Below are 21,012 nucleotides of genomic sequence, written 5' to 3' on the forward strand. Positions count from 1 at the left end.
GGCCGCACAGACGGCCACTGATGCGACTGACACTCACGAAGCGGCAGTGCCTGCCAGGTAATGTGGGGGCGCCTGCGGATCATCCGTGCAGTAGGTGGACCTTGCACGCGAGCCGCGCGAACCGTTCATGCTGGACCAGGGGCACGTCGCGGTGCCGACCGGTCTCGGGCTGGGTGTGAGCCCGATCCCCGATATCCTGCGAGAACTCACGACCTCGACCGTGTGGATCAGCGCGGACGCGTTGCGGTGACGAAAGTCGGATCGGTGCCCTGCCTGGTTGGGCCAGACGGCCGGGGCGCTAAGGTCGGGAACGCGGCACGGTTACGGCCGCCCGCACAGCCTTTAGGGCCCGCCTGTTGCGGGCCCTTCGTGCGTCTGGGGAACCAGATGGGAGGTGCGCAGCGGGAGGAGCGGGGCGGCGCGCCGACGCTGCGTTGCGGTGCTCGTCAGCTCGGGCTGGCGAGGGACAGCTTGACGGCGAACCCGAGGAACGCGCCGCCGGCCGCCGCCGACGAGCCGGCCCGGAGCCGTCGGCGGCGTCGGAACGCATCCGCCAGCCGGGAGCCGCTGAAGATCAGAATGCTCAGGTACGTCACGCTGAACAGCTGTACCCACGCGCCCAGAATCAGGAAGGACAGCGCCGGGTACGGATAGGCGGGATCCACGAACTGCACGAAGAACGCGACGAAGAACAGGATCGCCTTCGGGTTGAGCAGGCTCGCGATCAGCGCACGGCGGAACGGGCGCTCGGCAGGGCGCGCCAGCAGGCCAGCGGACCTCACGCCGCCGTGTACGGGTTTGCCAGGCGCGTGATCGTCGGAGGTGCCGGTCACGGGCGCGCCGTCCCGGGCGCGAGCAGGGTCGGTCACGTCGTCGACGTCGCTCGTCGTCGTACGCTGGCGCCAGATCGCCAAGGCACCGCGCAACATCCCGATCGCCAGCCAGGTCAGATACCCGGCGCCGAGCAGCTTGACGATGGAGAACGCCAGCGGACTGGCCTTCAGCACCGAGGCGGCACCTGCGGCGGAGAGGAACATCAGCGTCGCGTCGCCGCAGAACACGCCGGCCGCCGCCTGGTAAGCCGCGCGGACGCCGCGACGTGCGGCCACGGAGAGCACATACAGCGAGTTCGGACCCGGCATGAGAATGACCAGTGCCAACCCCACCAGGTAGGTCGACAGGTCCGTTATCCCGAGCACAGCAGAAGAGTGCCACAGCGTGGGCCTGAGGGAGAAACGAATATCCGCGCGGATGTGCGCATCCGGCCGAGTCGGTTTCGCGCGCCGAGCGCCGGTCGCCCGGAGCCGCCGCGCTCGCGACGTTCACCGGCCGCGAGCGGCGTCCGGCGGTGGCAGGCGAGCCCAGCCGAGAATGGTCATCGCTCGTGCGGCTCGTCCGGTTCGCCATCCACCACGTCGGCCTGATCGGCGTGGCGCGCCTGCCGACGGTGGTGGACCACGATGGTCGCGATCGCGGCGGTGAGTCCGACGAGGGAGATCGCCAGCCCTTGACTCACGAACGCCGGGACTAGGTCGATCGTCTGGCCGTCCTCCCACAGGCACTCAGCCTTCGGCGGCACCCATCCCTTGTCGAGGTGGACGAGAGCAGGGAGTTCCGAGGAGTCCGCGCCGTCTTCGCGTGCGTTGGTGCAGTGATACACCGTGTCGTCGTACTTGTGGTTGACCACCACGGTGAGTGATCCGAGAGCGTAGAGCACCACGATCATGGCTCCGAACACCACGGAGGCGAAGAAGGGCCAGCCGTCGTCGACGAAACGGATCCACCGGCTCGGAGGCTCGGGTTCGTCTAGTGCGGCCTCCGGGCCCGGACCGTGTGTGATGGGAGCATCGTCATCGGAGCGCGGTCGACTGCGTGCGTCGTTCACCGTTCCACCACCCCATCATCGGCGCGGCATCAGCCTATACCTGGACACGATGTGGCCCCTCACCGCTCATATGGGCCGCTCAGCGCATGGTCCGCCGTTGCGTCACTTCACGCCACGTACTGCTACGAGCTGCCGTCATGAGGTTCTGGCGTCAAGAGTTGCACGTCCGCCCGCTCCATCTGGGCAGGGTCGGCGACGATGCTGATGCCGACGATCTGCCCGTCCTGGACGGTGAACCGGAACGCCACGCGCGGCTTGCCGGCCGGCTTCACCACGGCTCCGACAGCACCGTCGATGAGTGCGAGCGCCGCGTTGCGGGCGCGTCCACGGAACATCTCCGCCACCGACGTCCGCCCGCGGATCTGTGCGGCCAGCGGTGGCGCCCCGGGGCTCGCCGTCGCAAACTGAAGCGCCGTGTCGTCGGTCGTGAGCACGACGTCCGGTGCGAGTAGTTCCAACAATGCGGAGAAGTCGCCTTCGCGGGAGGCGGCGAGGAACGCCTGGACGATCTGTCGCTGCCGCCCGTGATCTGTTTCCGGCACGTCCGTCGTTCCGCGTACCCGGCGTCGGGCCCGGCTGGCCAACATCTTGGTCGCGTCCGTCGATCGGTTCAGGATGGCGGCGATGTCGCTGAACGGAACCGCGAACATGTCGTGCAGCACGAACGCGAGGCGCTCGGCGGGGGAGAGCGAGTCGAGGACGACGAGCAGCGCGGCCCCGACCGAGTCAGCCAGTATCGCCTCCTGCTCGGGGTCAGGTTCGGCATCGTCGCGCACGGCCCCGTGGCGGACGGCCTCGTCGCCCGGATGCAGGTCGAGCGGATCTTCGCGGCGATGGGTCCGCGCGCGCAGCATGTCCAGGCAGACCCGCCCCACCACCGTGGTCAGCCAACCGGCGAGATTGTCGATCGCGTCGGCGTCCGAACGGCTCAGCCGCAACCAGGTCTCCTGCACGGCGTCCTCGGCTTCGGTCGGCGAACCGAGCATGCGATAGGCGACCGCGCGCAGACGGGCGCGGTTCTCCTCGAAACGTTCGGCCAGCACCTTGCTGTCATCGTTCACGACGTGCCTTCCTGGAGTTGCGGTCCTTCATCACGACGACGAACGGCCCGCCCTAGAGGTAACAGGACGCGCCGCAACCGACGAGGCGCACTCGCTGCCACGGTGGTCGACCAGGTGCGCACGCGGCTCTCCTGTGCGCAAATGCTACGGCTGGGCGTCCGCACGGATGCGTTCACGCAGCACCGGAACCCAGTGGTCGCCGTACGCGGTCTGCAGCTCCGGGCGTTGCCAGTCGAGACCGGTCACCTCGCCGCGGCAGAACGTCGCTCCGCACCGGCACTCCATCTCGAAGTACGGGTCGTCGGTGAGCGCGCCGTAGTCGACCGTGAGTTCGGTGCCGGCGACGATATCGAACCGCGCCTGCAGGGTGTAGGGGTCGGTCCACCACAACGTCGGCTCGCAGCTGTGGTTGCCCCAGTGGTTCGCCGAGCCGGACGGCAGGACCAGATTCACGTCGTCATGGACGGAGACCGTGTCGACGTAGGTTCCCGCGCCCGCTTCGTCGAACAGCCGTTGGAGTTCGGCATTGGAGACGAGCCGGCCACCCAGGCGTGCGACCGGTGTACCCCGTGCGATGTCCACGCGCGCGAACAGGCCGGATCCTTGGATGGGGGAGTCCCGTACCTCGACGTGCTCGCTCAGCCAGCACTCCGGGTCCGGAACGATCACCATGCACACACCTTGAACGACGGCCCGGGCGCTGGCAAGGGTGTTTCGGGCGCGTGCAGGAGCCGGCATGGTGCGGTGATTGATGGTGGAATGCGGTTTCCCCAGGTCAAACGACGTGTACTCAGCGCACCATGGACGCGAATTCAGCGCACCATGCACGTGAGTCCTGCGCGTCAAGAGCGCGCAACAACGACGCGCTCCGGTCGGCCGGCTCGGCGGCGTGCACACGCGGCGGTCGTGTGCCGGCGGCGCGATCGGGAATCATAAGGCGCATGGAGGTGCTCAGCAGTCGGATCCTACTGCGCCCCGCGGACCCCGAGCGCAGCCACCACTTCTACGGGACGACCCTGGGGCTCGCCGTCTACCGCGAGTTCGGGCCGCCCGAGCATCCGGGCGTGGTCTACTTCCTCGGCCAGGGCTTCCTCGAGGTGTCCGGGAGCGGCGACGGTCGGTCGGCCGGAGCGATGGGTATCTGGCTGCAGGTGCGCGACGTGCGCGCCGAGCATGGACGGCTGACAGCCGCCGGGGTGACCATCACGCGAGAGCCGAGACGCGAGCCGTGGGGTCTGATCGAGATGTGGCTCGAGGATCCCGACGGCGTGCCGATCGTCATCGTCGAGATTCCCGACGACCACCCGCTCCGGCGTGATCAGCGCTGAGTCCGGCCGGGGCCGCCGGTGGTGTGCTTGATGGCGCGGTAAAACAGCGGCATCGGGCGTACGTCGTTGTCTTTGAGCCGAGGCCGGACGAAGCGGTGGAAGCTCGGCCGGCCGAGCTGGTTCGCCAGGAATCCCGGAGCGCCACCCGGCAGCCGCACGTAGTTGACGATGGCGAATGGAGATTCGCCTTCCACCTCGAGCAGGGTGGAGTTGTCGACGCCGGTCTTGCTGGTGTACCAGCCCGTGACGGCCTTCCACGTGCTGGTCGCCGTGCCGGCATCGGGCCCGGAGAAATGGTTGAACAGGAATGTGCCGCTCATATCCGCTTCCGTGTCGCCGATGCGGTGCGTGTTGACCGCATGCAGGAGCATCGACGGCGGTGGACCGGTGCCCTGTATCTGTTCGCTGACCGCGCGGGTGTGCGCGACGTCCGCTGTCTGCACGAGCATCAGCAGGTCGTGCCGCGGGGATCCCGGGATGGGTGGCATCAGTACCGCCTGGAACAGCGTCGTCGACGCCACTTCGGGTAGGTCGCGGAGCTGGTCCTGCAGTTCGCCGAGTGTGTCCACGGCCTGCATGCGCCTCGGGCTGCGGCGCACGAACGGCGCGTGCGCCGGAGCGTCGATGCTGTATCCGGCATAGACGTAGCCGCGCGCCGTCGGGCTCACGAAGTGGGGAGCGGGGTACTCGGTCTCGTGCCTCACATGTACCACCCATAGATTGGATTTACAAATGGTTTGAATATCCGAACCTATAGCATGTCGTCATGGAGCTCAACCGCGATGCGACGCCGACGGTCCTGTCCGCCGAGGCCGCCGAAGTGCTCGCCGCCGTCCCGCTGATCGAGGCGTACTTCCGGCGCAGCAATGTCAAGATGTCGGAGGCGTTGTCGGCCGTGTTCGCCGAGCACGGGCTCACCGCGCGGCATGGGGCCGTGTTGGCGCAGCTGGTCGTGGCGGCCCCGTTGGCCGTCGGCGAGCTCGCGCGCGTGCTGGGTGTCTCGCTGTCGACCGCGAGCGAACTCGTCTCGGACCTGGCACGCTCGGGGATCGCCGTGCGCCGTGAGGATCCGCAGAACCGGCGGCGCACGCTGGTGGAGCTCGCCGACGTCTATCTCGACGACGTCCGCGAACTGGTTGCCGGCCGCGCCGAGCCGTTGGTCGCGGCGCTGGCCGAACTGTCGCCGCGGGACAGGGAGGGCTTCGCGAACGGGTTGCGCGCCTGGGCGGCACAGATCAGGACGTGATAACGGTAGCGGCAGCAGTGAGAGCGGCGGAGAGACGTGGAGGGCTCAGCCGGCGCTGATCGGTGCCGGCCACTCGTGCTCCGGCAGCAGCTCGCGCAACGGCGCGGACCGGTTGACGTCCAAGACGACATCGGTGTCGAGATTGTCCGGGTGCATCTGGCGGATGAATTCGCGGCATCGTCCACATGGCGGCAGCACGTGCACCTCTCCGGCGTCGCTGCGCCAGACCGCGACAATGCGCGATATCCGTTGCTCGCCGGCGGTCACCATCGCGGCGATCGCGCTGTGCTCCGCGCAGAATCCGGTGCCGCAGGCGGTGTCGATGCACACGCCGGCGTGGGTCCGTCCGGTGGCGGTGACCAGCACCGACGCCACGTCGCCGGAGATACGGTCCTCGATCATGCGCGGGTTCAGGTAGCCGGCCGCAGCATCGATGAGCTGCCGGTGGTCCATGGAATGCATGCGGTCAGCGTAGACGGCGGCTCAGCTCGGCTCGACGCGTTTTCCGCGGACCGCCCGCCCACCGTGCCGGTCACCACGACGTGGGCATGCACCCAGCCGTGCCACGATGTGCTGGACCGCGCACTGAACGTGTGGGTGGTCCGGAGACGAGAAGGTGGTGACGGTGGACCGGGACAAACCCCCCGACGCAGAACTGCAGCAGGAGTGGTTGCGGCAGAACAACCTCATGTATGGCGCCTTGATGGGCGTCGGTGTCGTGATGGTGCAGCCCTTCCTGACCGCCTCCACGCTGGACACCTCGGCCAAGGTCTCGGTGATCGCGTTCGCCGTCGCCATTCCGTTGCTGTCGGCCCTGGTGCTGGTCAACCAGCAGGAGAACTTCCGGCGCCGTGCGACCAGCTCGGTCACCGTCGCCGCGGCCAAGGCGATTGCGATGGGGGCTGCGATCACCGGAGTGGTCGCCGGGTTCTGGCATATCTCCTGGATCGCCGGCGTGACGATCTTGGCGAGCGGATTGGTAGCGACGGGCGTGCACTCCGCGGGCTATGTGCGGCTCGAGCACGATTCGGATTCGGGGTCGTAATCGAGACGCCCACGTACGGGTTCGCCGGCGGTCGATGCCGCATGTCGGTTCGCGTCAGTGGTTCGGCCGGGCCAGGGCCAGGACCGGCTCGTCTCGGTCGGCGATGGCGTTGTGCACCGTCGCCGGGACGTGCAACCGCTCGTCGTCGTAGGCGTCGGCGAGCGTGCGGACGTTCGTCGACGGTGTGCGGGTCAGCTCGGCGAGGCGGTCGAGTAGCGGGACCAGATCGTCGCGGACAGGTTCGTCGACGCCCGGCATCACGCCCCAGAGATCCCATGGGAGCATCTCGGTGTTGTTCAGCGCGGCCAGGTCACGCAGCATGTTGCCGGCAATCCACCAGGCGCCTGTCTTGCCGATGAAGCTGAATCCGAACGACGACGGGTCCGCCTCTCCGGCTCGGCATCGTGCCCAGGCGTCGCCGGCGACGAGGAACCGGTCACGGTCCACGTCGGTGGGGTCGAATCCGCGTGGGAGCGAGGGGCGCAGTACCTCGTCCAGCTGAGCGTCGATCAGTACCCAGCGTTGCTGGTCGGCGTGCCAGTACTCGGCCACCCAGTGGTCCTCGTATGCGGTCCCGAAGTAGTCGCCGAACCCACAGCGCGCTCGCGCCGGCACGCCTTTGGCGCGCAGCATCGTCACCAGTAGCACCGTGTAGTGGCGGCAGTTGCCGACGAGTCTGCGCTCGGGCGCTCGCCGCTGGTCCAGCGGGCGGCCGTCGTCGGCGATGATGCGATCCAGCAACTGCTCGGCGGGGCGGATGTGGACCGTTTCTCGACGCTCGTCGGGCAGGGTGAACCCGTACAGCTCGGTCAGGTGTTCGTGCACGACCAGCCCGTGCAACACCCCTGCCAGGCCGGCGGCGTCGTCGATCGGAAGGTCGTCGATCAGCGGCGCGTGCCGGCCGGCTGACGTCATCGCAGCGGGCCGGGTGTAGAAGTCGAGTTCGGCGGGCGTCGGCACAGGTGTGGTGGATGCGTTCATGGGACTGAGCCTGGACTCTGCCCCGAGGGTAGAGTCAACAACCGTCAGCCGAGGTGGATGCGGGCGAGCGCCTCCTCGTAATCGGCCCGGTCGAAGACGAACGGGCCGAGGTCGGCCAGGTCCCAGTCGCGGTGGCCGTTGCGGAAGCCACTCCACGCGACGGTCGTGTCGGAGACCTCCACGCGAGCGGTCAAGGGCCAGCAGCCGGGATCCCCGCAAGTGCATCCGAGCAGGATGGTGTCGTGGTCGTCGAACCAGGTCTCGACCGGTTCGCCGAGGTAATGCGAAGCGGGGAGTCCATCATCGGCGATAAGCCCGGCGTAGTTGCCGGCCAGGCCCGGATTGCCCTCGCGCCGCGCGTACGGTAGCTCGACCGCGCGGGCTTGCTCCTGCAGGTGGGTTCCATCGACGAGGAGGTTCACCACGGGGCGAGTCCCTGCACCGAGCTCCTGCGACTGCACCACGAACTCGACGACGTTCATATGGTTGACGGTATCCGTCGAGCAACCGGTTCGCCGCCGAGTTTCCGCGTGCATGCGACTGGGCGCGAGTCGGCGAGCATCGACAGGGTGATCATGTGCTGTTTCAATGAGCTCCGGTTGCTCCGCATCAGGCGGGCTGGCATTGAGGGGGCTGTAGCCTTGAGCGACGCGAAGCCGAAGTACAACCGGTTCGTCAACCCTGAGGTGGCGAACGGAGAGCCGTTCTACGCCGGTGCACGTGGCTCACCGAGGTCATGGGACCCACAGCGTTCGCTCGACTCACTGGGGCCGCTGAATCCGTGGTTGGTGCTGATGGGATGCCTGGGTGGGCTGGCGTTCGCAGTCGGCATCGTGCTCCATGTCGGCGGCGAGGAACCGTTGAGAGTGGTGTACGTCGACGATTACTCCGTCGTGCTCGAAGATCAGACCGCGGTGCGCGACACGTGGGGCATCCTGGCCGTCTCCGGCGCGATGCTGATCACGGCGGCCATGGCGGTCGCCGCGATCGGTTGGCAACGGCGCCATCGTGGTGCCGAGGCGGCCGACATGTCGGCCTGAGGCGGCCCCGCCCGGCACCACCCCAGCGACGCCTTTGCAATGCACACATATACGCGTGCAGGACGCTCAATCGCTTGCCCGGTCGTAGGAGTGTGCAATGCGCACATATACGCGTGCGCCGCCGCCGCGATCCGGACGCAACAACAGAGCGCAACGCCTGCATCATGTACGCAGCGGCGGCGTTCGCGCAGGTTGCGTTACGGTGCGTCTGCGATGTCGGGCACGGTGCGGGTTCGGGCACGGTGCGGGGCCGGGAGAATGTCGGTTACCGCCCGGCATGGGGTGGTGGGCCAGGATCGCGCGGTCGTCGCGCGTTGCGGAACTGCTTGACTCTGACCTCCCATTGGCTGAGTGCTCGCTTGGCATCGCGGTAGCCGCGCGAGCGATGGTACGTCTCGGGCGGACGAGCGAGCCCGAAACACGAGCCCCACCAGTCGTCCGGGTCTTCCGGGTCCAGAATGACATCGAGATGTGCCGGAAACTTCTTGTTCCCGCCGTCGAGAGTCTCGTCCCAGACGCGCATCGGCTGCATGATGCGACCGTCCTCATCGACAAGAGCCAAGGCGAAGCGGGCCGGCGCGAGGAGCTTCATCAGGACGCGAAAGCTCGGTACCAGCGTTCCGGCTTCGATTCGCGCGATGGTCGACGCGGCCACGCCTGTGTCTTTGGCGAGTTCACGCTGGCTCATGTCGGCGCATCGGCGCACCCTGCGGACCACGCCGGGAATGGTGTCCACGGTGACGCGAGGCAGCGTCGGCAACGGCGGAACAATATTCGGGTGGCCGGTATCGCCTTCACCTTGGTGATGATCTTTCATGGCCTCAGTGTCCAACTGACGTCGCTCGGGTTCAATAGAAGCGACTAGGTTGTGGATAACTGCGTTAGTGTGCACACACGTCTGGGGCTCTGCTTGTGGATTAGTGCTCGCCGTCATCCCGAGCGGGTCCGACCCTCATGCTCGTGATGGCGTTGCGTATATGTGTGCATTGCAAAGGCGCTTGGGGAGTGGTCGGTGGAGGGGGCGTATGCCCGACATGTTCAGAGTTGATCGCGTTCATGGTCACGATGGGCACCTCCGGCCGCCACAGTAGAGCTGGACGGGACATGCGGCGGCCGGCGCGCTCCTTGAGCGGACCGGGCTAGATCCGGTCGATGTCGTGCGTGAGCGTGACGTGCGCGTCGGGCAGCGTACGCTGCACAATCCGGCCATCGGGCTGGACGAATGCCGTGAGCGCCAAGGCACGACGTCCCAGCGACCTGCCCGCCACGTCCGCCGAGACGACCCAGCATCCGTTCTCCCGAGCCCGCCTGACTAGCTGTTCCTCGGACCAGTCCTGCCAGCGCGCCGCGTTCGCCAGGCTCATGTCGTTGTTGAGCGGGCAGATCAGCAGACGCGCACCCGACGACGCCAGCCGGCGTGCCAGCTTAGCCTCGGCGACGTCGGCACAGATCAGGATCCCGCACGGCACGCCGGCGATGTCGATGACGGAGGACCGGCCGCCCGCAACGATGCCGGGTTCGCGCGGATTCACCTTCCGCACGACCGCCACGATCTCCCCACCGCTGATCACGGCGACGGAGCTGAATCTGCCGTCCGGTGCATCTTCGGTGAACCCGAGAACGACGGTCAGTGCCGGCGGGGCCTCGGCCGTGTACACGAGCAGATCGAGGGGATCTGCGATCGCGTTCTCCCGGGCCGCTTCGGCCGTGTGCGGCAGGCCGCCGATGGCGTATTCGGGGGTGACCAGCAGGTCGGCTTCCAGCAGCGCGCATTCGATCAGCACCGTGCGCCACACGTCGTCCAGCGAGATGCCCTCGACACCGGCCTGATAGCAGACGACCCGCACACGCTGAGCTTACGGGATCTTGAGCGTCCATCGCGGAACATGTCAGGTCGTCACGGCGAGGTCAGGCCGATCTTCTCGGCGAGCACACCGTAGAGATCGATCTGCCGGTCGGGCGGGACCGACGCGAGGTTGAGCGTCACGTGGATCTCGTCCGCGCCGACCTCGGCGGCACGCGCATAGTCGGGGAACACCGCGTCGGTGAAAGCCGCCGGCGTGACCGGTGCATCGTCCGGATAGCGCTGTAGCGTGTTCACCACCACCGGGCCCGTCCCACCGGCGTCCCGGTACCAGCGGATCCTGGCCCGTGCGTCGTCCCAATCCACGGCCACCGTGACGAATCCGTGGCCCAGGCGTGCCGCGCGTTCGATGGTCGTGCGCACCATGGCGCCGAGCAGCAGCGGGATGGTGGTGCCGTATGGTTTGGGACCGACCGTCGACCGTGGGATGTGGTAGTGCTCGCCGTCGAACTCGACCGGGTCCGGCCCCCAGCATGCCCGCATCGCCCGGATGTGCTCGACGAATCCCGCTCCGCGCCGATCCAGCGGCACACCCGCCGCGGCGAACTCCTCGGGGATCAGGTAAGACGTCGCGGCCGAGCCTCCTCCGCCCTGGCCGATGCCGGCGTCGACGCGGCCGTGGGACAGCTGATCCAGCGTCGCCAGCCGGCGCGCCAGAATGACCGGAGACTGGAAGATCGCATTGACGATCCCGGTCACCAGTCGCACGCGCGCGGTGTGTGCCGCTGCCCAGGTCAGCACCTCGATAGGATCCCACACGTAGGCGTCCGGCAGACCGGCGTCGTTGCTCCAGTCGTCCCGCACCGGCAGTAGCAGCCGCTCGCTCACGGACACCGCGTGATAGCCGAAGCACTCTGCGGCCCGGGCGAGCTCGGCGATCGTGTTCGCGCCGGCGAGCGGCTCGACGTGCGGCAGGCTGATGCCGACTCGAGGCATGGTCATGGTGTGTCCTCCGTCATCGTCCGTGTTCAGGGCCCGTGCTTGTGGGTTCTCGCCCTCTACACGAACGGCCGTCGGCGGATTCGACACACGTGCTGCTGTCGGTGCCGTGCGGCACGATGAACACAACCGAGTCCCGGCGCGGGTTGGTGCGTGCGTCATCCGTAGCTGCGTGCCGGTGCGCAGCGTCGGGTCTCGGCGAGACCGGGGTAACCCAGCGGTGGAGGTGAGTGGTGATGGACAGTGACCATTTCCCGCAGTTTCGACAGGTGGTGCTGGACACCACGGACGCCCGCGCGCTCGCACAGTTCTACCGGCGGCTGCTCGGCTTCGAGTATCGCCCTGGCGATGAGCCGCCACCGGCAGGTGAGCCGGATCCGCGCGGCCGGAGCTGGCTGGTGCTCTGCGATGACGCGGGACATCGCCGGCTGGCGTTCCAGCAGGTGGACGAGCTGACAGAGGCGACGTGGCCGGAGGGGCCGATCCCGCAGCAGCTCCATCTGGACCTGACGGTGGCGACCTCGGCCGAGCTGGACCATCAGCATGAGCGGGCGATGTCCCTGGGCGCGCGGCTGCTCTACGACCGGTTCGACGACCCGGTCGAGCCGTTGCGCGTCTACGCCGATCCGGCCGGCCATCCCTTCTGTATCTTCGTGGCGCCGCAGGAAAAGTCACTGGAGCCGGAGGGCCCAGTGCCCTGACAATCGGACGATGAGTGACGCGCTGGTGATCGAACCTCTCGACAAACGCCCGGACCTGGCTTCGACGATCTGGAAGTTCGAGGGGTTGTGGCCGACGTTCATGGTGCAGGATCCGATGTCGGACATGTACTACGCCACCGTCGACCGTGACCATCCCGAGCATGTGCTCATCGCCTATGAGCCGGACCAGCCGGACACGCCGGTGGCGCGGGCGTTCACCGTGCCGTTCGAGTTCGGGACCGACCAGCGCGCCGAACTGCCCGATGACGGGTGGGACGGCGTCATTCGCTGGGCGGCGCTGGACCGCAACGTCGGCCGTCCTGCCACGCACGTCTCGGCGCTGGAGATCGCCATCCGGCCGGATCAGCGCGGCACAGGGCTGGCCGCGGTGATGCTTGCGGCGATGCGAGACAACGTGCGACGGCTGGGGTTCACCGAACTCTTCGCCCCCGTTCGCCCGAGTGGTAAGCCGGCGGAGCCGCACACCCCGATGAGCGAGTACGCCTACCGCACGCGCGACGACGGGTTGCCGGTGGATCCGTGGCTCCGGGTGCACGTGCGCGCGGGCGGTGAGATCCTCCGCGTCTGTCCGCGTGCGATGACGATCAGCGGGTCGTTGGCCGAATGGCGAGAGTGGACGGGTCTGCCGTTCGATCGCACCGGCGACGTCGAGGTGCCGGGCGCGCTGGTGCCCGTGCACTGCAGCGTCGAACACGACCATGCCGTCTACGTCGAACCAGGGGTATGGGTGCGTCACACGTTCACGTAGCCGAACCAGCGACATCGCTACCCAGCAGGACCGGAACCAGCCGTGCTGGTCCACCGCAAGGCCGGTCGGCGGGCGCAGCAGGTCAGTCTTTCACCCAGATGCGCAACGGTCCGATACTGGTGAAGCCGGCACGGTACGCCGCCTCCAAGTGCGTGCCCGCCTCGTATCCCACCAGCGCCAGACCCGGAAAGACAGCGGAGATCGCGGCGACGGCACCGGACCAGGTCTCGTCGATGCCGGCCGTGACGGTGAACACGTTCGAGATACCCACGACGGATTCGCTGCGGTTTGCGATCGCGCCTGCTGCGACTGCTTCGCCGTCGTACGCGACGACGACCGCGACCGTCGGTGCACGGAGCATGCCTTCGATGAAGACGTCGCCGTTTCCGTGAGCGTTGCCCCAGCCGGCCAGGTCCTCCGGCTTGTGGACGACGCTCCACTGCAGATCGGGCCGATGGTGCTGTGCCGTTGGCTCGCGGCGGATCCATTCGGCGTCGAACAGTGGCCGGAACCCGCGAGGTGAGAGCTCGAGTGTGCCGAAGCTGTCCTTGATCGAGCAACCGGACGACTCATCCACGTGGCGCAGTACCTCGTCCATCGACGGATGCTCGACAAGCGTCACCGCGTCGGGATAGAGCGGCGGTGATCGGCGCAGCGCAACCCACGCGTCGAGACCGAGTCTGGTCTCGACGCCGTGCTGCCGGCACACCAGGTCGCACCACTCGACGTTGTTCCTGATCGCCGCATCGATGTGGGGGTGCACCGGCGCAGTGTCTCACGCCAGACCGGCGCCGGCGCGATGCTGTGTGTTCTCGCGCTCAGCCGGAGCTCTGGTCCACCAGCCAGTCCAACGCGTCGACGGCGGAGGCGAGGACGGAGATGTGCCCGTCGCCCCGACGCAGCCAGAGTTCGGACGGACCGATGCGGTGCGCCAGCCACGTGCTGTGGGCGCTCGGTACCACCCGGTCCTGCTCGCCATGGAGCAGCAGTGTCGGCGTCTCGATCCGCTCTGGGTCGAATCCCCAGGCTGTGACGTAGGCTCGGTCGTCGTCGATCATGCCGTCCAGCCCGCCGTCGAGCGCCTGTTCGGCGATGCTGCCGAGCCATCCCCACGGGCCGGTCAGGATCTGATGGTCCGCCGGCGTGAACTGCTCCGGATCGAACTCGGTGGCCTCGAGGAGCTGACGCAGTTTCTCCGGCCCGTCCACGGCGGCACGCAGCTCGGCCGCGCCCGCCGGCGCCATTCCGGCGAACCAGTCGAGCCCGTCGGCGTCGAACGGAGCCAGGCCGGCACCGGAGACGGCCGCGACGACGCGGTCCGGCAACAGTGCGGCGCAGGCCAGCGCGCGCGGACCGCCGCCGGAGTGGCCCATCACGGCGAACCGGGCCAGGCCGAGTGCGTCGGCGATGTGCTGGACATCATCTGCGACGGAGCCGATATTCCGGCCCGGAAGCCGCGTCGAACCACCGTAGCCGGGGCGGTCGAAGGAGACCCAGCGCAGGCCGCGTTCGGCTGCCGCGGGAACCAGCGGCTCGGGCGGTGCCCCCAGGTTAGGCGTGCCGTGGTGCCACACGACGGCGAGTTCGCTGTCGGCTCCGCCAGGGTCGGTATCGTAGACGTGCATGGTGCGCCCGTCGCTCAGGCTGAGGTCGAACTCGGTCAGCATCTCTGGTCTCCTCAGCACCGTGTGATCAGACGTGGGCGAGCGTGCGCTGCAGCGGCCTCGGGATCTCCGCCGGCGCCAAGACGTCGACCAGCAGCTCCGCGTACCGGGACTTGCGGCCGGATCGGCTGCCGAAGAACCTGTGCAGCTGTTGCTCGACGCTCCGTTCGCGCTGTGCCGGCTGCCGCTGGAGGCGTTGGAAGGACTCCAGCTCGCCTTCGGCGTCGACGGCCTTCATGACACGTGTGACGCCGAGCGCCCGGATCAGCTCGTCCTCCAGGTCGTCGACGCAGACATAGAATCCGAGCTCTTCCATCTCCTCGCGGGACAGGCCCGGACCGTAGCCCGCTCGCTCGAGACCGCGCAGGACGTAGCGCTCCTCGGCCACATCGCACAGGCCGGCCAGGTTGAGGCCGAGGCCGCGCGGACCCAGGTAGTCCAGGAAGTGCCCGACGTTGGTCACGCCGCCCATCGGCAACACAGCGACACCGTCGTTGCCCAGATCGCGACCGTTCCGTCGGGCCAGTGCTTCCAGCGCGCACCGATCGCTCATCCCTTCGACCAGGACGACGGCTGTGACTCGGCGTTCGGCGCGCGTCAGCGCCGTGCGAGCGGCCTGGAGGGTGGGCGGCAGCGCGGGTTCGTCGGGGATCCGCTGGGGCGTTCGCACTCTGGTCGGCTCCCTTCCCGGCGACGTCACACAGGCGTCCGGTGACCTCAAGTATCGAGAATGACGCCGAGATTGGCGACCATTTATCATGCCGACGCCGGTCAGCCGGTGTCGACGTGGCGTCGTCGTTCACCGGGTCGTGGACCGGGACGTGTGCTTCCCGATCGACGAGACGACGACGTCCCACAGAGCGGGCGGAGGTACCTGGTGCCCCATGCCCTCGAGCGGGATCAGCGACGCGTCCGGGATCTCCGCGGCGAGCGCCTCACCGTGCGGCAGTGGGAACAGCGGATCGTCCGTGCCGTGCAGGACCAGCGTCGGAACGCCGATGTCGGCGAGCCGGAACTCCACGTGTCTACCCTCGTCGGCGATCCAATGGTTCTTGACGCTTGCCTCGACGTCGCGGGAGCGATCGACGACGACCGTCGCCAGGCTGCGCATCCACTCCTCGTCGTAGCCGAGTGAGCCGGCGAAGTCGCGCTCGGCATCGACCAGGTAGTTCACCACGGCGTCACGGTCGTTCCAGTCCGGATCCGGGGCGGGGTTGCTGAAGAACGCAGCGACTCGCGGATCCATCCGGGGCAGCTCGGTCTGATCGGTCCGCAGCCCGGCCGGGCTCGTCGCGATCAAGGTCAGGCTGCGCACCAGCTGTGGATGCAGGATCGCGAGGTACTGGGCGATGCCGCCGCCCATGGAGAGACCCACCACGTGCGCGCTCGGGATGTCCAGGGCGTTGAGCACCCGCACAGGGTCGGTCGCCAGGTCGTAGCCGGTGTACGACGGCTGGCCGGCGGGCGACGTCTCGGACCGGCCGGTATCGCGATGGTCGTAGCGGGTCACGTAGCGCCCCTCGGCCGCGAGCCGCCGACAGAATTCGGGATCCCACCAGTCCATCGCCGCCGTCGCGCCGGAGATGAGGAGCACCGCCGGATCCTCCGGGTCGCCGAACGCCTCCACACAGAGCTCTACGCCGTCTACGGTCACATGTTCCTCCGTCATACCGGTATTGACCCTCCAGACGCACGAAACTCATCGCGGTCTCCGGGCGCAGGCGATCTGGCTTGCCGGACCGCGGCGTTCTGCCGCGACCCGGCCGGGTTACGCTCACTGGATGTCGAGCACATCGTGGGATCCGACGATGACCGGTGTGATGCGACTACCTTCGGGTCGGCTGATACGCGGCCGCGGGCTCCGGCGGCCCCTTCCGCCCGGTCCGCTCCCGGAGTTCGCCGTGCATCTGGTGGGTGGCCGGCCGCTGTCGGTGGGGTGGGAGTCCCGGTGGGTCCGATGGCTGGACTTCTGGCTGCCATCCGATCGCGCGGACGCTCGCGACGCGTTTCTCCAGGCATGGCAGCGTGCGGAGCATGAGCGCGTCGAGGTGGCCTGCGGCGGGGGAGTCGGGAGGACCGGCACTGCTCTGGCCTGCATCGCCGTGCTGGACGGGGTTCCCGCCGACGATGCCGTCGGCTACGTTCGCGAGCACTATGATCGGCGTGCTGTGCAGACCCCATGGCAGCGTCGATACGTCGCTCGGTACGAGCCGTGACCAGCGCCGACCGCTCAGCGGCCACGTCCGGAGATATGCGCGTTGACCGGCCGGGTCATCATCAGCAGCATGGCGATGAGCACCAGCCCCATCGCCGCGACCCCGGCCATCGTGATGTAGTCCGGATAGTCGGGTGGCACCAGGCTGAGCAGGGCGCGCCGGAAGGGTGAGCTCGGCTCCATCCGGTTGAACGCGAGCGCACCGACGATGCCGAGCGGCGCGGCGATCAGCAGCGTGATGAACCCGAACGTGAACGTCCAGCTGCGTGTGGCGCGGCTGCCGGCAGCCGTCAGCACACCGAGCAGCACGAACATCACTGTCAGGAAGCCATACGCGGCGATGGCCGTCCAGGCCAGCATCGGCGCGGCTCCGGCCAGCATCTCGAACATGCCGCCCTCCACCCGGTCTTCGACCGCCTCCACGAAGTCGGGGCGCAGCGACCAGAGCAGGCCTGCATACACCGAGAGGCTGATGGCCACCAGGCAGAGCAAGAGTCCCGCGACGAGCATCGTCTGCGGTCGCCGGGGCCGGGACCGTTCCGCCGGGGCCTTGCTGCGTCGCGGTTGTGCTCGCTGGACGGGAGGAGCGTGCCGTGTCGGCGCGGGCTGGACCGGCGTCGGCGACTGGACGGGTGCCGGCTGCTGGTACTGCGTGGGCGGCGTGGGGTTGGGATCCTGCGGCACGCGCACTGTCGGTGCCGTTTGATCGATGCGCTGGGTAGCCTGCGTCTGCTGTGCCGCCTGATACCCAGGCGCCGGCGGGGCGGGCTGGGTAGCCGCGGTGGGCTGCACGGGCCGGTTCGCCTGGGCCGGTTGCGCCGTGTGGTCGGCCTGCGTCGCCGCGTGGTCGGCCTGCTGCGTCGCCTGCGCGTCATACGGCGCCGGCGGTGGCGGCTCGGCCGGACCGGCGTGACCGGCCTGACCGACCTGGCCCGCAGGACCCGCCGGACTCGCCGAGTTCGACGGCGCCCCCGGCGGGCTCCCCACCGAGTTCCCGACGGCGAAGGCGGCCAGATTCGCCGGAGGAGCCCCCGGCTCCTTGGCGGCCGCACGGGCCGCGTCGGCGAGATCGTGGGCGGACGACCAGCGCTCCCTCGCCTCGGAGGCCAGTGCCCGCTGCACGACGGTCGCAACGCCGGCCGGTACGTCGGGGTCCATCGGCGCCGGCGGCTCGGTGAGCCGCTGGGTCGCGACCGCGTACGAGTTCTCGCCGCTGAACGGCAGCCGTCCGCTCAGGCACTCGTAGGCGACGACACCCAGGGCGTACACGTCCGATTGGGGCGTGGCGCGGTGGCCCAGCACTTGTTCCGGGGCGAGGTACGACGGTGTGCCGATCACCTGCCCCGTTGCCGTGAGCTGGGCGGACGCGTCGAAGCGGGCGATGCCGAAGTCGGTCAGCACGACGCGGTCGTCGGCGGTGATGAGGAGGTTCCCGGGTTTGACGTCGCGGTGCACGATGCCCTTGTCGTGGGCCGCCTGGAGGGCTTCGGCGGTCTGCGCGACGAGTGCCATGGTGGCGGCGGGGGAGAGGCGCCCCATCCGCTGCAGCCGGTTGGACAGCGGCTCGCCCTCGATCACCTCCATCACCAGGAACGCTTCGGAGCTGTCGCCTTGATAGTCGTAAATGTTGACGATCGCCGGGTGCTTGACGGTGGCCATCGCGCGCGCCTCGGCCAGGAACCGTTCCGCGAAGCCGGGCTGCGCGACCAGCTGTGGCCGCATCACCTTCACCGCGACGATCCGCCCCAGCACCTGGTCGGTCGCGCGCCACACCTCGCCCATGCCCCCTTGGCCGAGAGGTTGGTCCAACCGATACCGGTTGGCCAGCAGCACTCCGGTGCCGTACATGGCGATCTTCCTCCCTGGTCGGCGCTTCTTGGGCGTGCCGTCGGCCACTGCTGAGCCACGATACCCAGTGACACCGACCTTCGGCGCATCTTGTCCCCGGCCTGTACGCGCGCAGTGCCCGTATGCCCGCACCGTCCGCAGGTCCCGCCATGGCACGTCAGCGGCCGGTGATCGCGCCCGAAATATCCGGATTATGGAGGCCGTCAGCGTGCCATGGTCAGCGCGGTGTCCCCGACTGCCCCTCCGCGGCCAGCGGGACCGCCCCCGCGCGGCGGTACTCCATCTCGTATTCGGTGAACGACGGGTCGGGCGGGTACGCCATCGTGGCACCGGTGCGGGAGAACCCGATGCGGCGGTAGAACGCTTCGGCGCGCTCGTTGGCCTCCATGACGAACAATCGGATCCGATCCGCGCCGGCGACATCGTGTGCCCAGGCGATCACCGCCTCGATGAGCCGTGTGGCCGACCCGTTGCCGCGGAACCCCGGCGTCACGTACACAGCGACGATATGTGCCGAGACATAGTCGGTGAACTCCGGTTCGACAAAGCAACTCGTCATGCCGGCCAGACGACCGTCGTTGCGGGCGATGACATAGGTGCAGGTGAGCCGTCCGGCGGCGTTGCGTGCGACCCGGTCTCGCCAGTACTGGTCCGGCCGCCGCCGGGCGTCCTCGTATCGGTCGACGAACGCCAGCGGTGAGTCCCTCAACGCCTCAAGTCGCAGCTCTCGGTACGCGCGCCACTCATCGGACCGGATCCGTCGTACCTCGTAGTCCACTCCGCCATGATTTCGAACAGGAGGGTCGAGACTCGAGTGGTTTCCCGATGCCGGCCCGCCTCCGGGAACCGCACCACAGTACGTCGCCGGTCCTGCCGTGGCACGACCGGCGCTCGCCTTTGATAGGTATGTCCATATGAACGACGTCGAGACGCAGCAACCCGTGAGTCGCACCACGATACGGCCGGCTGAGCCAAGCGATGTGGATACGCTGCACCGGTTCATCGTCGAGCTTGCGGAAGCCGAGGATTTCCCCGGCGAGGTCTCGGCGGCGCCCAGCGACGTGGGCGACGCCCTGTTCGGGCGCCGGCCCGTAGCCGAAGCGGTGATGGGCATGGCCGATGGTGAGCCTGCCGGCTTCGCGCTGTTCTATCCCACGTACAGCACGGTGGTGGGCCGGGCAGGGATCCACCTCGAGGACATCTACGTCCGTCCGGAACACCAGGGAAACGGACTGGGGACGGCGCTGCTCCGGCACGTCGCGGGTGTTGCGGTCGAGCGTGGTTGCGCGCGCCTGGAGTGGTGGGTGCTGCGTACCAACGATCCGGCGATCCGTCTCTACCGGCGGCTGAACGCTCGCGCGGTCGACGAGGTGGAGATCTACCGGCTCGACGGCGAAGCGCTGCTCGACCTGGCGGACGCCGCCGGCACGCCGCGCTGATCGATTCTGAGGCGGGCTTCCCCACCTGTGTCGCGCGCCCCGGCCTATGGCGTGCGTGCCAGCACCGCGCTGCCGTGCGCGCCGCGCAGCACGGTAGTCCGTGCGAAACCGCCAGCCTTGACTGTGGCGAGCACCGTCGTGATGGCGTTGCGGTTGTCCGGGTCGCTCGGGCCGGTTCCGTACGCGATCAGCAGGCGGCCGCCCGGGACCAGTGCGCGCCGGAGGGCGGCGAGTTCGGCGTCGGCCGTCGTCGTCCAGAAGACGTTCACATTGATGCCGAAGGCGACCTCGAATGAACCGGCCGGCACGTCGAGATCCGCGAGTGAGCATTGGCGCACGACGAGTCGTCCCGACGCGATGTGCTCGGTGTTGCGTTCGGAGGTTCTGCGGACGGCGACGGGCGACCGGTCGATGGCGAGAACGGATCCGGTCGTGAGCCGCTCGCAGACCAGGGCCGTCGCGACGCCGGGCCCGCCGCCGAATTCCAGGACTCGTTCGGCTCCGGTGAGGTCGAGCTGGTCAACGGCCCAGCGGTGTCGGTCGGGAGTCATCGGCATTCGTTCTCCTCTGTGCGGAGTGAACACCATAGCCGTAGATTCCTGACAGGCGATGTCAACATCTCCGCCGGGCATGGCAATCGGGCGGAGACGGTCTGCCGCTCGGGTCACTGCCGGGTTACCCGCCACCATGGGATACGTATTGAGGGCGCTATGACGCACCAAACTCGTATTCCATTCGTCTACATCGGGCAGCGATCCGCCTGTGTAGATGATCAACATATGATCGAACGATGGCTTTGGAACGGCTGGCGATCATCTCCGACATCCATGGCAATCTCACCGCGTTGGAGGCTGTGCTAGTACTCCAGCCGTAGATCGTGATCTTCATATTCGACCCGCTGTTCGGCGTTGATAGTGGCAGTGCCGGGATCTGTGCTGGTGTCTGCGGCGCCAGGTTGACCAGCGCATACAGCGCATCCGGTTGGCG

28 protein-coding genes are annotated in these 21,012 nt (G+C 68.2%); 9 read left to right on the forward strand and 19 right to left on the reverse strand.

Annotated elements, in window-relative coordinates:
- The first annotated feature begins 94 nt into the window (after window positions 1-94).
- Complete coding sequence (locus G1H10_RS08055) at window positions 95-250, forward strand: hypothetical protein (RefSeq protein WP_163735234.1); 156 nt, start codon at window positions 95-97, stop codon at window positions 248-250.
- Window positions 251-446: 196 nt separating this feature from the next.
- On the opposite strand, the gene leuE is transcribed toward G1H10_RS08055, so the two are convergent.
- From leuE to G1H10_RS08075, 4 genes are all read right to left on the reverse strand, one after another.
- Window positions 447-1,199: a leucine efflux protein LeuE gene (leuE, locus tag G1H10_RS08060; RefSeq protein ID WP_163735237.1), complete on the reverse strand. Its 753-nt coding sequence runs from the start codon at window positions 1,197-1,199 to the stop codon at window positions 447-449.
- A gap of 176 nt (window positions 1,200-1,375) precedes the next feature.
- Entirely contained in the window at window positions 1,376-1,885 is a 510-nt protein-coding gene (locus G1H10_RS08065) for a hypothetical protein (RefSeq protein WP_163735241.1), read from the reverse strand.
- A gap of 122 nt (window positions 1,886-2,007) precedes the next feature.
- On the reverse strand, window positions 2,008-2,946 hold the full coding sequence (locus G1H10_RS08070) for a sigma-70 family RNA polymerase sigma factor (protein ID WP_163735243.1): 939 nt from the start codon (window positions 2,944-2,946) through the stop codon (window positions 2,008-2,010).
- Window positions 2,947-3,090: 144 nt separating this feature from the next.
- On the reverse strand, window positions 3,091-3,618 hold the full coding sequence (locus tag G1H10_RS08075; protein WP_163735246.1) for an SET domain-containing protein: 528 nt from the start codon (window positions 3,616-3,618) through the stop codon (window positions 3,091-3,093).
- A gap of 269 nt (window positions 3,619-3,887) precedes the next feature.
- Here G1H10_RS08075 and G1H10_RS08080 point away from each other — a divergent pair, with 269 nt between their 5' ends.
- Complete coding sequence (locus G1H10_RS08080) at window positions 3,888-4,274, forward strand: VOC family protein (protein WP_163735250.1); 387 nt, start codon at window positions 3,888-3,890, stop codon at window positions 4,272-4,274.
- Here the strand turns inward: G1H10_RS08080 and G1H10_RS08085 are convergent.
- Entirely contained in the window at window positions 4,265-4,978 is a 714-nt protein-coding gene (locus G1H10_RS08085) for a hypothetical protein (protein WP_163735253.1), read from the reverse strand. The genes G1H10_RS08080 and G1H10_RS08085 overlap by 10 nt on opposite strands.
- 62 nt (window positions 4,979-5,040) lie before the next feature.
- Between G1H10_RS08085 and G1H10_RS08090 the strand changes: the two genes are divergently transcribed.
- Complete coding sequence (locus G1H10_RS08090; protein ID WP_163735256.1) at window positions 5,041-5,520, forward strand: MarR family winged helix-turn-helix transcriptional regulator; 480 nt, start codon at window positions 5,041-5,043, stop codon at window positions 5,518-5,520.
- Between the two features lie 45 nt (window positions 5,521-5,565).
- Here G1H10_RS08090 and G1H10_RS08095 read toward each other — a convergent pair whose 3' ends face one another.
- Window positions 5,566-5,982: a cytidine deaminase family protein gene (locus tag G1H10_RS08095; RefSeq protein WP_216853024.1), complete on the reverse strand. Its 417-nt coding sequence runs from the start codon at window positions 5,980-5,982 to the stop codon at window positions 5,566-5,568.
- 163 nt (window positions 5,983-6,145) lie between these two features.
- Between G1H10_RS08095 and G1H10_RS08100 the strand changes: the two genes are divergently transcribed.
- Complete coding sequence (locus tag G1H10_RS08100) at window positions 6,146-6,565, forward strand: hypothetical protein (protein WP_163735259.1); 420 nt, start codon at window positions 6,146-6,148, stop codon at window positions 6,563-6,565.
- Window positions 6,566-6,619: 54 nt separating this feature from the next.
- Here G1H10_RS08100 and G1H10_RS08105 read toward each other — a convergent pair whose 3' ends face one another.
- Together G1H10_RS08105 and G1H10_RS08110 are read right to left on the reverse strand one after the other, a co-directional pair.
- A complete protein-coding gene (locus tag G1H10_RS08105; RefSeq protein ID WP_163735262.1) occupies window positions 6,620-7,546 on the reverse strand; it encodes a transglutaminase-like domain-containing protein in 927 nt (308 codons plus the stop codon).
- A gap of 44 nt (window positions 7,547-7,590) precedes the next feature.
- Window positions 7,591-8,028: a hypothetical protein gene (locus G1H10_RS08110; RefSeq protein ID WP_163735264.1), complete on the reverse strand. Its 438-nt coding sequence runs from the start codon at window positions 8,026-8,028 to the stop codon at window positions 7,591-7,593.
- Window positions 8,029-8,187: 159 nt separating this feature from the next.
- On the opposite strand from G1H10_RS08110, the gene G1H10_RS08115 reads away from it, so the two are divergent.
- On the forward strand, window positions 8,188-8,586 hold the full coding sequence (locus tag G1H10_RS08115) for a hypothetical protein (protein WP_163735266.1): 399 nt from the start codon (window positions 8,188-8,190) through the stop codon (window positions 8,584-8,586).
- Window positions 8,587-8,851: 265 nt separating this feature from the next.
- Here the strand turns inward: G1H10_RS08115 and G1H10_RS08120 are convergent, their stop codons facing one another.
- The 3 genes from G1H10_RS08120 to G1H10_RS08130 form a co-directional block, all read right to left on the reverse strand.
- The gene (locus tag G1H10_RS08120; protein ID WP_216853025.1) at window positions 8,852-9,418 is read right to left on the reverse strand and encodes a helix-turn-helix domain-containing protein; all 567 of its coding nucleotides are present in this window, start codon (window positions 9,416-9,418) and stop codon (window positions 8,852-8,854) included.
- A 307-nt stretch (window positions 9,419-9,725) separates the two neighbouring features.
- Window positions 9,726-10,433 carry a carbon-nitrogen hydrolase family protein gene (locus tag G1H10_RS08125; RefSeq protein WP_163735269.1) on the reverse strand — a complete coding sequence of 236 codons (708 nt, stop codon included), beginning with the start codon at window positions 10,431-10,433 and terminating at the stop codon, window positions 9,726-9,728.
- Window positions 10,434-10,483: 50 nt separating this feature from the next.
- Window positions 10,484-11,392, reverse strand: coding sequence for a TIGR03619 family F420-dependent LLM class oxidoreductase (locus G1H10_RS08130; protein WP_163735272.1), 909 nt, complete (start codon window positions 11,390-11,392; stop codon window positions 10,484-10,486).
- A gap of 233 nt (window positions 11,393-11,625) precedes the next feature.
- On the opposite strand from G1H10_RS08130, the gene G1H10_RS08135 reads away from it, so the two are divergent.
- Both G1H10_RS08135 and G1H10_RS08140 read left to right on the forward strand, forming a co-directional pair.
- On the forward strand, window positions 11,626-12,090 hold the full coding sequence (locus G1H10_RS08135; protein WP_163735275.1) for a VOC family protein: 465 nt from the start codon (window positions 11,626-11,628) through the stop codon (window positions 12,088-12,090).
- 10 nt (window positions 12,091-12,100) lie between these two features.
- Window positions 12,101-12,859, forward strand: a complete 759-nt coding sequence (locus tag G1H10_RS08140; protein ID WP_163735281.1) for a GNAT family N-acetyltransferase — start codon at window positions 12,101-12,103, stop codon at window positions 12,857-12,859.
- 82 nt (window positions 12,860-12,941) lie between these two features.
- On the opposite strand, the gene G1H10_RS08145 is transcribed toward G1H10_RS08140, so the two are convergent.
- The 4 genes from G1H10_RS08145 to G1H10_RS08160 all read right to left on the reverse strand — a co-directional run bounded on the left by G1H10_RS08145 (window position 12,942) and on the right by G1H10_RS08160 (window position 16,177).
- Window positions 12,942-13,622 (reverse strand): hypothetical protein, encoded by a 681-nt coding sequence (locus G1H10_RS08145; protein WP_163735284.1) that lies wholly within the window; start codon window positions 13,620-13,622, stop codon window positions 12,942-12,944.
- A 55-nt stretch (window positions 13,623-13,677) separates the two neighbouring features.
- The gene (locus G1H10_RS08150) at window positions 13,678-14,526 is read right to left on the reverse strand and encodes an alpha/beta fold hydrolase (protein ID WP_163735287.1); all 849 of its coding nucleotides are present in this window, start codon (window positions 14,524-14,526) and stop codon (window positions 13,678-13,680) included.
- Window positions 14,527-14,551: 25 nt separating this feature from the next.
- Complete coding sequence (locus tag G1H10_RS08155; RefSeq protein WP_216853026.1) at window positions 14,552-15,193, reverse strand: TOPRIM nucleotidyl transferase/hydrolase domain-containing protein; 642 nt, start codon at window positions 15,191-15,193, stop codon at window positions 14,552-14,554.
- 129 nt (window positions 15,194-15,322) lie between these two features.
- Window positions 15,323-16,177, reverse strand: a complete 855-nt coding sequence (locus G1H10_RS08160; RefSeq protein WP_216853027.1) for an alpha/beta fold hydrolase — start codon at window positions 16,175-16,177, stop codon at window positions 15,323-15,325.
- A 127-nt stretch (window positions 16,178-16,304) separates the two neighbouring features.
- Between G1H10_RS08160 and G1H10_RS08165 the strand changes: the two genes are divergently transcribed.
- A complete protein-coding gene (locus G1H10_RS08165; RefSeq protein ID WP_163735292.1) occupies window positions 16,305-16,739 on the forward strand; it encodes a protein-tyrosine phosphatase family protein in 435 nt (144 codons plus the stop codon).
- A gap of 14 nt (window positions 16,740-16,753) precedes the next feature.
- On the opposite strand, the gene G1H10_RS08170 is transcribed toward G1H10_RS08165, so the two are convergent.
- Together G1H10_RS08170 and G1H10_RS08175 are read right to left on the reverse strand one after the other, a co-directional pair.
- The gene (locus G1H10_RS08170) at window positions 16,754-18,634 is read right to left on the reverse strand and encodes a serine/threonine-protein kinase (protein WP_216853028.1); all 1,881 of its coding nucleotides are present in this window, start codon (window positions 18,632-18,634) and stop codon (window positions 16,754-16,756) included.
- A 169-nt stretch (window positions 18,635-18,803) separates the two neighbouring features.
- Window positions 18,804-19,364, reverse strand: a complete 561-nt coding sequence (locus tag G1H10_RS08175; protein ID WP_163735296.1) for a GNAT family N-acetyltransferase — start codon at window positions 19,362-19,364, stop codon at window positions 18,804-18,806.
- A gap of 202 nt (window positions 19,365-19,566) precedes the next feature.
- On the opposite strand from G1H10_RS08175, the gene G1H10_RS08180 reads away from it, so the two are divergent.
- Window positions 19,567-20,025, forward strand: coding sequence for a GNAT family N-acetyltransferase (locus G1H10_RS08180; RefSeq protein WP_216853029.1), 459 nt, complete (start codon window positions 19,567-19,569; stop codon window positions 20,023-20,025).
- A 44-nt stretch (window positions 20,026-20,069) separates the two neighbouring features.
- Here the strand turns inward: G1H10_RS08180 and G1H10_RS08185 are convergent, their stop codons facing one another.
- Together G1H10_RS08185 and G1H10_RS32300 are read right to left on the reverse strand one after the other, a co-directional pair.
- The gene (locus G1H10_RS08185) at window positions 20,070-20,576 is read right to left on the reverse strand and encodes a class I SAM-dependent methyltransferase (protein WP_163735302.1); all 507 of its coding nucleotides are present in this window, start codon (window positions 20,574-20,576) and stop codon (window positions 20,070-20,072) included.
- 157 nt (window positions 20,577-20,733) lie between these two features.
- On the reverse strand, window positions 20,734-21,012 hold a 279-nt coding region (locus G1H10_RS32300), incomplete at its 5' end, for a hypothetical protein (RefSeq protein ID WP_216853030.1).

Origin of the sequence: Phytoactinopolyspora halotolerans (assembly GCF_010550675.1) — a bacterium.
In the GTDB taxonomy this organism is placed as follows: Bacteria; Actinomycetota; Actinomycetes; order Jiangellales; family Jiangellaceae; genus Phytoactinopolyspora; species Phytoactinopolyspora halotolerans.